This is a genomic window from Lysinibacillus sp. UGB7 (genome assembly GCF_049058285.1).
Classification (GTDB): domain Bacteria; phylum Bacillota; class Bacilli; order Bacillales_A; family Planococcaceae; genus Lysinibacillus; species Lysinibacillus sphaericus_B.
The window spans coordinates 25960-38601 of the sequence record NZ_JBMGUV010000044.1 but is presented as its reverse complement, the minus strand read 5'-3'; the positions used below and the strand labels follow the sequence as shown (position 1 = coordinate 38601).

At 31.9% G+C, this 12642-nt stretch carries 12 protein-coding genes; all 12 read left to right on the top strand.

Going from position 1 to position 12642, the window contains the following annotated elements:
• The first annotated feature begins 260 nt into the window (after positions 1–260).
• The 12 genes from ACOMCU_RS25270 (at position 261) to ACOMCU_RS25215 (ending at position 12632) form a co-directional block, all read left to right on the top strand.
• Entirely contained in the window at positions 261–1346 is a 1086-nt protein-coding gene (locus tag ACOMCU_RS25270; protein WP_421051869.1) for an EAL domain-containing protein, read from the top strand.
• A 66-nt stretch (positions 1347–1412) separates the two neighbouring features.
• Positions 1413–1700 (top strand): hypothetical protein, encoded by a 288-nt coding sequence (locus tag ACOMCU_RS25265; RefSeq protein WP_421051868.1) that lies wholly within the window; start codon positions 1413–1415, stop codon positions 1698–1700.
• A gap of 341 nt (positions 1701–2041) precedes the next feature.
• Positions 2042–3040, top strand: a complete 999-nt coding sequence (locus ACOMCU_RS25260; protein ID WP_421051867.1) for a DNA adenine methylase — start codon at positions 2042–2044, stop codon at positions 3038–3040.
• Between the two features lie 451 nt (positions 3041–3491).
• Positions 3492–4469, top strand: coding sequence for a radical SAM protein (locus tag ACOMCU_RS25255; protein ID WP_421051866.1), 978 nt, complete (start codon positions 3492–3494; stop codon positions 4467–4469).
• 12 nt (positions 4470–4481) lie between these two features.
• Complete coding sequence (locus tag ACOMCU_RS25250; protein ID WP_421051865.1) at positions 4482–4841, top strand: hypothetical protein; 360 nt, start codon at positions 4482–4484, stop codon at positions 4839–4841.
• A 268-nt stretch (positions 4842–5109) separates the two neighbouring features.
• Positions 5110–7389 carry an NAD-dependent DNA ligase LigA gene (gene ligA / locus ACOMCU_RS25245; protein WP_421051864.1) on the top strand — a complete coding sequence of 760 codons (2280 nt, stop codon included), beginning with the start codon at positions 5110–5112 and terminating at the stop codon, positions 7387–7389.
• A 78-nt stretch (positions 7390–7467) separates the two neighbouring features.
• Positions 7468–8166 (top strand): hypothetical protein, encoded by a 699-nt coding sequence (locus ACOMCU_RS25240; protein WP_421051863.1) that lies wholly within the window; start codon positions 7468–7470, stop codon positions 8164–8166.
• Between the two features lie 244 nt (positions 8167–8410).
• Entirely contained in the window at positions 8411–9196 is a 786-nt protein-coding gene (locus ACOMCU_RS25235; RefSeq protein ID WP_421051862.1) for a hypothetical protein, read from the top strand.
• A 288-nt stretch (positions 9197–9484) separates the two neighbouring features.
• Positions 9485–9937 carry a hypothetical protein gene (locus ACOMCU_RS25230; RefSeq protein ID WP_421051861.1) on the top strand — a complete coding sequence of 151 codons (453 nt, stop codon included), beginning with the start codon at positions 9485–9487 and terminating at the stop codon, positions 9935–9937.
• Positions 9938–10062: 125 nt separating this feature from the next.
• Positions 10063–10776 carry a thermonuclease family protein gene (locus ACOMCU_RS25225; RefSeq protein WP_421051860.1) on the top strand — a complete coding sequence of 238 codons (714 nt, stop codon included), beginning with the start codon at positions 10063–10065 and terminating at the stop codon, positions 10774–10776.
• 124 nt (positions 10777–10900) lie between these two features.
• Entirely contained in the window at positions 10901–11758 is an 858-nt protein-coding gene (locus tag ACOMCU_RS25220; protein WP_421051859.1) for a hypothetical protein, read from the top strand.
• Between the two features lie 178 nt (positions 11759–11936).
• Positions 11937–12632 (top strand): hypothetical protein, encoded by a 696-nt coding sequence (locus tag ACOMCU_RS25215; RefSeq protein ID WP_421051858.1) that lies wholly within the window; start codon positions 11937–11939, stop codon positions 12630–12632.
• Positions 12633–12642 lie beyond the last annotated feature (10 nt).

The following is a 12642-nucleotide window of genomic DNA, read 5'->3' as shown; positions in this document are numbered from 1 at the left end:
TTCATTAGGAGAGGGCTTTTTCCTTTTTCATCATAGTAATAAATTTATTAAACGTTCTTCGATAACAGATATAGGTATACTAATCTATAATTAAATATGACTTTCATATTGCGTTGTGATAATATTAAAACAAATGAATAACTTGTAAAGTTGGAAGAACCACTTTCGCATTAATTTGTGAGAGTGGTTCTTCCTTTTTTCCATATTTTCCAAATTTTTAAACTTATAGCCAGACTGGAGGAAAAAAGTTGGTTCTCTCAATGACTACATTCGAATCTAATCGAAAAACTGTATTGAAAAGTATAAATCGAAAAAAATCATTCACATTAATTTACATTACCCTTAAAGATTCAAGATGGTTAGATATTAATCAATACAAAAGTGAACTTCTATCTTTAGAGACAAAATTAAAGGCTTATCGATCAGAGGCAGAATGTTATAGGGTATTTGAAGAAGAATTTGTATTAGTATGTGTTTCTTCCACTGCCCAGGTAATTATTCGAGAACTAGAAGGGTATACAAATCTTACGGTACACTATCTATTTGTAGAAAATCGAAAGTTGCCTGCATTAAATTATATCCGACAGGTTTATAAACAGAATATGGCCAGTAATGTGGTTCAAGACAATATTCTAAATAAAGGTTTTGCAATTGAAGAGTTTAGAACTGTATATCAACCTATTCTGCATAAAAATGAAAAATTATCATTTGAAGCTTTAAGTAGATGGAATTCTAGAGATCTTGGAGTAGTAGCACCGAACGTCTTTATTCCAATTTTGGATAACGAGGGATTATTGATTGATTTAACTAAGAAGATAATTGATGAAACTGTTGAACTATTGAATCAGTATAAAGAAATCGTATACATCACCATTAATTTAACCGCTTCTTTGGTTAAAGATATAACCTGGTTAATAGAACATCTAGATAGAATTTGTTTTCAGGAGACTAAAAGAATTGCCTTTGAATTAACAGAAGATTCACTTGCAGGTATTGAAATAAGAGAGAATTTAAAACTAATTCGCGATCGGGGTCATTTGTTATTTATAGATGATTTTGGCTCGGGGTATTCCAATTTTCAGTATTTAGCAACATTTCAGTTTGATGGAGTGAAATTGGATAGATTATTTATGGGTGAACAGACAAATAAAAAAGTGATTGTACTTCTATCTAAGTTTATCAAAGCTCTAGACTTAAAATTCATCATTGAGGGTGTAGAGAGGTATGAGCAGCTTACCTTTTTGTTGGAAACAAAATATGACGCGATACAAGGCTACTACGTGTCTCACCCATTAGACAAAGATGATGTAGACAAATATATGAATGAAGTAAATATTTGCTTGTAGAGTCATGGATGTATTTCTCTTTGTAGATATGGAGACAAAATTTAAAGAAAAAGGGGAGAGAAAGCATTGGAAGTACCCACAATACAAATATCTTCAGCCAATATGAGGGAAGTTATTACTACCTTAATTAATGGTTATATACGAATTGAAAAAACGGAAACAGGACTAGCATATCAACAAAAGAGTAACTTTAAAATGGGACAAATAAACATAGTAGCTAATCTTATGGGAGAAGAATGGACCTTCCATGAAACTGGTCAATGTTATTACAATTTTCTAAAATATCTTGTTGAAAAATATGAACTAAGTGGCGTGTGGAGAATTAATGACTTATGGGAACTGAAAAAGAAATAAATTAATTATCATTTTAAATGTCTTTATTAGTTTTATCGCTATTCAGAGTTGGCGATGTCGTTACAGGGGGTGAGTCACATTGGCTCATATTCTTTGTGAAAAAATAGATTTGAACCACCAATATACGCAATTTTAACATGCGTATATTGGTGGTTTTTATTATATTTTGGTTTTTTTACAAGAATCAGTTCAACCCATAATATTTACATAAAGTACATCGCTATCGATTTGGGAAGGAGAATAGAAATGAGAATCCAATGCTGCAAAAAAAGAAAGATTAAACAGTTCTTTTCGAAGCGGGTTAATGAACAATTATTTTCGTGATTAAAGGGGGAACGAGTTTGAAAGCTTCTCATTGTAATGAATGTAAAAAAAACTACTCCTATGAATGCCGTAATTGTTTTCATGATGATCATGATGACATTAATGATCAAGGCTGGTGGTGTTGTGATTGTGATACATTCAATTTTTGGGATGAATCAGAGTACGAAAAACATCAATTTATTATTGTTTTAGAAGATAAATCAAAAATGGATCAAAAAGTTTCTGTTCCAACAAAATTCAAAAAACAATTATCACCTTTAAGGTATCCAGGTGCGAAAAGCAAGCTTATATCCTATTTATCTACCTTGTTAAACTATACTAAATGTAAAACAATCATATCTCCATTCGTTGGTGGAGGTAGTTTTGAATTAGCACTGCTTGAATCAGGCATTACACAGAAGCTAATCTTAAATGACCTTGATTACGGAATTTACTCTTTGTGGTGGTGTATGCTAAATTCTCCTGATGCCTTAATAGATCGTATTTATTCATTTAGTCCAACTCATAAAGCATTTTTTGAAGCACGAAGATTAATCAAAAATGATTATCTTAATTTAAATATGATAGATGCAGCATGGATTACCTTAATGGTCAATAGACTTGCTTTTAGCGGAATCGCAAAGGCTAATCCTTTAGGCGGTAAAAATGGATCAAAGGATAATTTAATTTCTAGATGGAATCCACTTACATTAGAAAAAAGAATTAATAAAATCCATTCAATGGCTGAAAATATTGAAATCCACTGCGAACAAGCAACAACCTTCATTGAAAACTGGTTTTGGGACGACAATGCTACTTTATTTATCGATCCTCCTTATTTTTCTAAAGGTAAATTTCTATATAACCAATACTTTAAAGAAGAACAGCATATAAGCCTCGCATTACTTTTACGCGCTTTACATTACGGGTACCCTAGTGCAGATATTATCGTTACATACGATTACAACAAATTTATAGACAATATTTATTACGCTACTGACAAGCGTGAAATTATTGGTAGAAAGTATTCAATTTAAACAACAAACAATGTTGCAACAAAATTGACATGAAGGAGAGAGTGGATATTTAGAGGTACCTAAAAAAGCTGATTCTAGAACAGAAACAGACATATCAAATCGAGAAATGAGGGCAGATATCTTGAGAGACATAGGTATCTGGCTTTCGATATAGACGGTAAACAAATCATTCATGTGGGAAGTGGTCTTATTCACTGCCAATGGAAGAGGTTAGAATTTAGTAAGGTTAGTTTAAATAAGAAGAATTCATTTTGAGAAGAGATATTGTTCAAAATGGATTCTTTTCTTTTTAAATGAAAAGAAGCCGGGAAATATATCTGTGAATTCTTTGAAATGAGCGCATTCTTCAGAATAAAACTTTCTTTATTGACCATAATGTTATTTAAGAGGTGAATCGCCATTATTTTGAAAACAATCTATGTACTCAAGAGAAGATATGAAGGGGGTTTTTATGACAATATCCATGCCTTATTTGGCTAAATTGCTTTCTAGTAAGTCTCAAGAATTAATCTTATTCCCAACTGAACAGTGTAATTTTCGTTGCGTCTATTGCTATGAGGATTTTAAAATTGGAAGAATGTCTAAAAGGACTGTAGATGGAATTAAAGCACTGCTAAAGCAGAGAATTCCTGAATTGAGTGAGTTACATTTATCTTGGTTTGGAGGAGAACCGTTAGTAGCTAAAGATATAGTACTTGATATCTCATCCTACGCAACCGAATTATCAGAACATCATTCCGATATTAGCTATTTTAGCTCTATTACAACAAATGCATATTTATTAACTCCAAAGGTTTTCGTTGATTTAGTTTCAGTGGGAGTAAAGAACTTTCAAATTACTTTAGATGGACCAGATATTATTCATAATCAACGAAGACTTCGTGCAAATGGTGAAGGTACATTCGATCGGATTTGGACACATTTAACATACATGCAGGAAAGTAATAAACAGTTTAATGTGACATTAAGAGTTCATTTTGATTTAAAGTCGATTGAATATATGCAGACGTTTATCGATGTTCTACGGAACCAGTTTGCAGATGACACACGTTTTAAAATTCTTTTTAAGCCTCTTGAGAATCTTGGTGGACCAAATGATCATTTAATAGATGTGGTGCCATTTGCAGACAGAGATAAAATAATAAGTACCTTTTATCAACGATTATATAGAAATAATCAAACTAAAATACGCGATAATGATGTAAATCCTTATGTTTGTTATGCTGCCAAACCAAATTCTCTAACAATTAGAGCAAACGGAAGTATTGGAAAATGTACGGTAGCCCTTAATGATCCCAGAAACCAAATAGGTGTTTTACAATCAGACGGGACTTTAAAGATTGATAATAATCGACTGAATCCTTGGTTTAACGGGTTTAGTAATTTAGATGAAAACATTCTAGCCTGTCCATTACAAGGCATAGATTAAGGAGACAAAATTATGGCTAATGAAAACGATGTAATTAGAATAACCCCAGCATCTATTAAAATTGATGAAGTTGGACGGGTAATAATTGATGATCCCGTTTTCGCTGAGGTATTGGTAAGATCTAATGATCTTAACTTAGGCGGAGAATTGAGTTGTAATGTTAATATAGGGACTTGTGTACCTATAACACCGACAATTAATACCGGTGGTTGTGGTGGCAAAAAGCTAGATGAAATTGAAGTTAGTGATAAATTTAAGGACTTTATTAAAATTGACGATATTCGGGTAATAGAAAATCTCGACTCTATACGTGAGCACATTTTAAGAGACGGTAGTTCTAGAGGAGGACCAGCTGTTGATCGCCCAATTTAAACGCGTAGAACAAATTTAACTTAACTTGTATTGTGAGTTGACATTTCGAGCACATAGATTTAATTTTGTTTGAAAATCAAAGAGTCATTTTATATACTAAGATATAACGTTTCGATTAACTGATTATCTCTAACCAAACGGTGAAGAGTCAAAAAAGCACTTCAATAGCAAGTGTTCAATTACTTCAAAGGGAGTAGTGTGGACATTTGTCATGTTGAAGTGCTTTTTCATGTTATTGAAATGAAAAAGCATAAGGGAGTCAAAGAATATGACACAAGAAATTACATTATTTGATCAACTAGTATCAACTAAAGAAAGTTTTAACCACCTGGTAATGAAAATTATTTTACATTATCAAAAGAACAATTTGGAGAGCAGCACAAGCCTAGCTGAAGCTCTTATTGTTGTTAATGAAGTACAGCGTGAAACCGCATTAGCAATTGCTAATGAATATTTCCAACATGGTTTCTTTAAGGGCTTTGATTCAAGCAGTCCTAACTACACAACTATTAAACTGGAATGTTTAGAAGAGAAGATTCAAGTCTCAGCTGAAGAATACATTTTAGCCCTTCAAAGAACGATTACTGTTCACGATAAGCTTTATGATCAAAACAGACCAATAATAACTGACTCTATGTACGATGGGTTATATCAAGAACTAATAAGACTTGAAGCGGCCAAGCCACATACTGTTACTCCAAATTCTCCAACACAGAGAATTATTACAAGCTTTGCTGAATCTCTTGAAAAAGTTAGTCATAGCCAGCCTATGTTATCACTTGGTAAAACAACTACAGAAGACGGCTTATTAAAGTTTATTAATTTAAAAGAAGGCGAATCAATAATTGTCCAAAATAAAGAAGATGGCTTAACTATTGCTGCCGATTACGTAGGGAATTACAACTTTGGTTCTCTTGATGATAGTGTCACTAGAGGTAATGGATATATCGGAGAACGTGTGTTTCATGCATTCTCTCAAATCCAAAATATACCTAAGAGAATTCCTTTTACAAAAAATCTAAAATTACGGTTTGAGGTAGTCGTACCATATGATGATTTTAACCGTGTTAACATCAACGGAGAATACTCTAACCCTCGAAACCTGGCTTCTGGTACTATTCGTTCACTAGATGGCTCATTAGCCCGAAAAAGAGGTTTAAAAGCATATGTTATTGAGATTATTGAAATTGAAGATATGGAATTCACGTATGACACTGAGCGTATAGAATTTGTTAAATCATTAGGTTTCGAAGTTTCTGATACAGTTGTATTTTTTGGTGACAATATTTTCAATAGAGAAGAAGAGACTGCGCGCTTTTTAGAGTTCATTCAAACATACGATGAAAAGGTAAGGCCTCATCTCTCTCGTATGATTGATGGTTTAGTTATTAAATATAACAGACTAACTTTAAGAGAAGAATTAGGGTATACAAGTAAGCACCCTCGGTGGGCGATAGCATACAAGTTTTCTTCTCAAGATGCAATTACAACACTAAGAGATATAGTCATCCAGGTAGGTAAGACCGGCCAGCTAACTCCTGTGGGAGAGCTAGACCCTGTAGAAATCGGTGGTACTATCAATAGTCGTGCTACGCTTCATAACTTTAAAAACATAACGGTCAAGGATATTCGTGTAGGTGATCAAATCTTATTAGCAAGAGCTAAAGATGTTAGTCCACAAGTCATTAAATCATTTCCTGATTTAAGAAGCGGTAAGGAATTTATTTTAGAAATACCTCCATTTTGTCCAGAGTGTGGCGGTCCTATAGAATACAATGGCGAAAATCTATATTGTAGAGGAACTGATTGTGAACCGCAAAAGATTGGCAAACTGGAACACTTTGTTTCTAGGAATGCTATGAATATACTAGGACTTGGAGAAAAAACAATAGAAACGCTATACGAAATCGGACTTCTTCAAAACTTCTCAGATATTTATAATTTAAAGCATCATAGAGAGGCCATAACGGGTTTAGAGGGCTTCGGGACAACGACCTTCGATAAATTGATTAAGGAAGTTGAAAAAAGCAAAAAACAGCCTTTAAACAACGTTTTATACAGTCTTTCAATTAATCTAATTGGAGAAACCGCTTCTAAAGATTTAGCAAGGGTTTTCTCATCGATACACGAAATACTGCAGCTCGCTGAAAATCCTACCAAGCTTAAAGCAAAGATATTAAGCTTGAGTAATTTTGGTGACAAAATGGCCTTTGAGTTTGTATCCTATTTCACAAATAAAGAGAACATTGATCTAATAAATAAATTATTAGATCACGGTTTAACAATGAATTCAATGTTTAAACGAACTATAGAAAATTCAATAATAAAAGATAAAGTATTCGTAATTACAGGTTCTTTCACAAGGGATCGGAAATCATTTAAAGAGGAAATTGAATCTCTAGGTGGGAAAGTTACTGGCTCTGTAAGTAAGAAAACTAATTACTTATTGATGGGTTCAGGGGTAGAAGGAAAAACGAAACATACTGATGCAATAGAATTAGGTATCAAAATCCTTTCAGAAACTGACTATTTAGAGCTAAAAAAATAGCAATAATAAAGCGCGGCTGCTGCCGTGCTTTTCTTATTGAAAAAAATCTTAGAAAATAATAAAAAAGGATGAGTCTATATGAAAACAACAACATATATAAAAACATATTTTCGAATTAGTTGTGGTTATGAAATGGGTGGAGGAATGAATGAAGACAAATATGAATTCTTTCAATCTGAAATTCAAAAAATTTTTGTACTATTAGGATTTGAAATTGTTAAGAGTAAAATTGCGGGAGCTTCAGATACAGCTTATCGAAATAAGGAATCACTGTACCTACATCCCCAGAATTTTAGTGGGTTTATCCTTGAAACATCAATCTGTGAAATTGAAGCTGCAATAAAAGCTAGTGCTTTGAAATTAAATTGTGTTGATACCTATGAAGTATTATATGATGCAGATGCGGAGTTTTTACTGAGAAAGTTACAAGAAGCAAAAGAAGCTATCAGGGAAGAAATCTTTGAAAAACATAAAACGACGCGTAAAACAAATTTTGTGAGAATTGGCCTTTCAACATCTCAAGTATCTGTTAAGTTACTTGATAGAAAATTAAGCAATAGTTTATATCGGGAATTCATTTCAAGTTTGGTAAATGAAATGGTGAAACAAAAATTAATAAAACCAGCATCCAATCATCCAGAGTACTACCGTTCATTGAATCGAACGGAGTTAAGAGCTTGGGAAAGAGTCAATGGTCCAGCTTTTAATTCTTTACCGGTAGTTGAACAAAATGAGGAAGAAGAGAATCTTTTCACCTTGTTTGATATTAGTTATTAGGTCAGGATAATAAAAATTAGTTTTTTAGGAATTAATATCCTTTTATTTATATATATTCAGTTGTATAATACAAGCATACTATTCATTTACGCATTCCCCTAACCATACGGTATAAGGGTTTACAATCACACTTCATTTAGAAAGTGTCCACACTACTTCCACCAAGGAATTAGTCTGTTCATTTACTAGATGAAGTTTTTTTATGTGTTTCTAAATAGTAAATAAATTTTTAGGAGGCTAACATATGTTAGTGAATGATTTAACTTTAGCAAAAATTGCAGTACAGATGGGGTATCAACCATTTGTAGCAGAAAATCAGGAATTGCGACTATCTAAAACCAATTGGATTACAGATTATACAGTTTTAAATGACTTTATAACCGACTATAACGCAGCAATTGCAACTGGAGACTCAGAAGAATTTCAGATTTCAGAAGACTTTTTCCAAAAAAACAAGAAAATAATCAACAGAGCAATAAAAAAAGAAGCAACAATAATAATTGCTGAAAATTCATGTTTTGGGAAAGGGTTTTTAACAGAAGAAATAATTAGTCGTGTAGATCTTCTAGAGTTTTTAATTAGCAGTAATGAATTAAAGGAATTTAAAGAGTACATTGCATCAAATAATCGTTATAACCCTACGTTTGAAAAAGCAAAAGGGTTTATCGAAGAATGGATTGAGGAAAGACCTATCGACTATATTGGGCTACTAGTTGGTCGTTTAATTACTAAAGACTATGAACAATACTTTCAATGTGGTATTACAGGAGATGCTTCTATCCAAGATGCAAGAAGCAAAAATAGTTCTGTCTACTCTTTGTATGAAACGAATCAAGATTTTGGTGGTACAGCTATTCGAATAGCAGAAAAAGCCCCTTCTAATCTAAATGTTACTTTTGAGCTGAATTTACAAAATGCTTCAAATAATCTAAATCACAAAGTGGCAGCTTGGCAATTAACATTAGCTGGCTTTGTTGAAAAAGAACCAAATAAATTCGAATTTAATGCAACTCGAAGAACAAAAAACTAAACATTAAAAATGAAAAATTAGACCTAAAAAATGAACTATAAAACCAATTTTTTATGGTATAATTATTCAATAATATTCACATTTTATAACTCATACCATACGGTGAAGGGTTTTCATTTTGAAAACGCTATTTGTGCGGATTCTGAGGGCATTATTGCCTATTCAGAACCACAAATGGTGTTTTTTTTTTTTAACGTTCATATTGGTTGTTAGTTTTTTGACTAAATAGCGTATAAAGAGAAAATGGAAGTAAGATTTTTATCTAAATCGAAAGGGTGGTTGTTTAAAATGAAATTTTTACAAAAAAAAACTAAAGTTATTGTGCGTTCACGGATATCAAAAAAAGAACTGATTAGGCCAATAGCGGATTATGTAGATGGCAAACTGTATAATAGCATAATCGAATATTTAGAGTTACATATGCGTGAAATTAAAAGGACTGGATTTTCATACTCTTTTAATGAGATTGTTCAAAATCCAGAAATATTCCAACGATTTGTTGATCAATTAGTTCATCCTGATTATATTATTGATTATGGTGAAATTGATGAACCTATTTGGATTATTAAATCATACAAAAAGAGTGCCCCACTATTTTTAATACCTGCATCTAAAAGTGTTCCCAACCCAACTTTAAAGTTCCTTAATCAAGTTTTAAGCACTTATGGTTATATTAACAAAAAGCCTAAATATGAAGCTAAATCGATAAAGCCAAATGTCCAAACCTCCGATGAGGGTTAATAATCTTTAATTAATACACTATTCACATAATAAGTAAAACATAGTAGAATATTAGTAAAACTATGCGAAGCACGCATGTTATCTATCAATAGATAACTGCGTGCTTTTTTTTAGGAGATGTATAAGTGAGAAAGATAATAATGACTATTTTAACATTACCATTGCTTACTATCACAGGATGTGAAACACCAGATTACGGTTCTGAAAAAGAAATGTCCACGGGTTTTGAAATCACTAATGGTACTGAAGTTGCTTCTTTCAACGGCTATGTTGTGGAAGTAACTGAAGACAACATTATTCGAATTAAGGTGCCCAAAAGAGGGGATCTGATACAAAATGGGTGGACTATTAATGAAGAGGGTGTTATAAAGGTTGCTCTAGCATCTGTGATGATTCCGACAGAAAATTTACCTCTTTCTAAAGAAACGAATGCGGCGTTAAAAGATATTCTTCTGAATCAAGAGATAACAGTAGATGTTCTTGAAGGTGCTACCTCCTCAACAATTGCTGATACTAAAGGCTTACATGATTTATGGGGATATATTCAATTAAAGGACTCAGACTCTTCTATTCAAGAACTGCTTATCAAAAATGGATTAGCCATTATAGATAAAAGTTCCCCTTTTTTAGAGGGCTATATGACAGAGTTTGAAAATTTACAAACTGCTGCTCAAAATAATACTTTAGGCGTTTGGGCAATTGATGGATTTGTTAATTTAAGTAGTTCATTTGAAGGCCATTTTACTAATTTTGCAGATGTAAATGAAGCGGAAATTAAATCAATCATTAAAGAAATAAAAGCAAAGAGCTGGAATATAGAGAAGCTAATTCAGAAATAATACACGATATATAACCTGAAAAATCAATTGTTATTAAAATGCTACATTTTTTTCTTTTTGACAACACTGTAATCAAAACGTAGTTTATTATTTAGAAGTATAGAAAAATTAAAGGATTGATTATATGAGCAAAAAAACAGTTGTAAAAATTTCAGATATATACCCAGGGAAAAATCTCAAAATTAATAAAGCAATTTCATACTTAAATATTCCAAAATATGACCGTTCTACTTTATTTAAAGAATATCCGCTACCTAGCTACACGGATTTGAAGCTTCCTACAGGGATTATTGATGTTGTAATTGATTCACCGCATGCTTTCGAAAGATGGAATTTAAGGGTAGGCCCTATTACAACGGAAGGAATAATTACAAATATATTTAGAATGGCCATATTAACGCAGCCTAATCGAATAAGGGTATTAGAAAAAGAGTTAGCTATTTTAGATGACGAGTTTGTATTTTCATTCAGATTTGAAAATTCAATATTCACTATTACCACTTTTTATGGACGAATCTCTTTATTACCAATGCTCTCTAACGTTGATGTATTAAGGAAATATAATCTACACTTCAATGAACAAATAAACTTAAATGTTGATATAAACACTTTAAATCGACAGAAACTTCCTCTTACTCCAACTTCAGTTATCGAATTCGAAGACGAGGAAAAAAAGCACCATTTGTTATTTTATTTCAGATGTAATGAAGAACGTAATGTTATTTATCATTCAGTTAGAGAGAGATATTTGGAAGCAGCTAGTGAATGGAATACTCAAATAATTGATTTATCACATCCCAGTCGATTCATATTATCAGATACTCAATTGCATTTACTTGGTTTATTAGGCCATAACCTTTTCATAATACAATACATGTACAAAGCAGATCCAGATCGTTTAAAAAAATTACATGAAACACATTCTAGAACAGCATTAAGACGATTTGCTAAGAAAAAAGGTTGGAAATATATACAAAAATAAATTACCAGCGGCTTTTTTATCACTGAACAGTGCTGAAGATAAATAATATAAAGTGCCATTACCTTAACGCTAAATCAAATTAATTCAGTATTTAAACAGCGATTGGCATCTAAGACAACAGAATATTTATTACAGATTAAGAAAAACTCAATACATTAAAGAGGGGCTTGAAAGAAATTTGTTTAAATTTAAATCAGATAATGAGATAGAGATACCATATAGGTCCATAAAGGACACTTTAGAGGATATAGATAAAGACAGTGAGATGGTTTTTGAAAAATCATATCAACTCATCACCACTAACCCAAGAGCAAAAATTTCTGCTTTATGTCAAACAGTAATAATCTTTATATTATGGTTTATTTTATTTGATTTTTATAGATATTATATTGGTACATTAGAAAATCATAGTCCCTTATCAAACCTATATAATTTAATTTCAGTACCAAAAGAGAATCTTTTAATTGAAATCGCATTAGGTTTTATTAACACATATCTATCTGTATTTTGTTTAGGGATTGCTATCGCATACTTACTGGAAAGAATTATTCTAGAGCGTCATTTATCAAACAAAAGTCTTAATAAGTATCTAAAGCGACGAAAAAGGTTACTGCCTGCTTTGTTAAGCATTCCATTCTCATTAATATTTTCACTATTCATCCTTGATGAGATGAAGTTTAATTATGTCTTTTTAAGAGATTTAATTGTGTACTTGTTTATGTTTATTACTATCTATATTTATCGATACAATAGAATAGTTTTCAAGTTTTCCTACTATATGAAAAAGCAAGTTTTAACTAAATACTTAGAAGCTATTGAACTATTAATTGAAGAAGCTATAGAAGAGGAAAAAGAGAATAAAGACGAAATTTAAAATTACATAC

Coding starts and splice junctions, on each gene's coding strand:
- ACOMCU_RS25240 (WP_421051863.1), top strand. CDS start 7,468: ATGAAAACAACAACATATATAAAAACATATTTTCGAATTAGTTGTGGT.
- ACOMCU_RS25230 (WP_421051861.1), top strand. CDS start 9,485: ATGAAATTTTTACAAAAAAAAACTAAAGTTATTGTGCGTTCACGGATA.
- ACOMCU_RS25255 (WP_421051866.1), top strand. CDS start 3,492: ATGACAATATCCATGCCTTATTTGGCTAAATTGCTTTCTAGTAAGTCT.
- ACOMCU_RS25250 (WP_421051865.1), top strand. CDS start 4,482: ATGGCTAATGAAAACGATGTAATTAGAATAACCCCAGCATCTATTAAA.
- ligA (WP_421051864.1), top strand. CDS start 5,110: ATGACACAAGAAATTACATTATTTGATCAACTAGTATCAACTAAAGAA.
- ACOMCU_RS25235 (WP_421051862.1), top strand. CDS start 8,411: ATGTTAGTGAATGATTTAACTTTAGCAAAAATTGCAGTACAGATGGGG.
- ACOMCU_RS25270 (WP_421051869.1), top strand. CDS start 261: ATGACTACATTCGAATCTAATCGAAAAACTGTATTGAAAAGTATAAAT.
- ACOMCU_RS25220 (WP_421051859.1), top strand. CDS start 10,901: ATGAGCAAAAAAACAGTTGTAAAAATTTCAGATATATACCCAGGGAAA.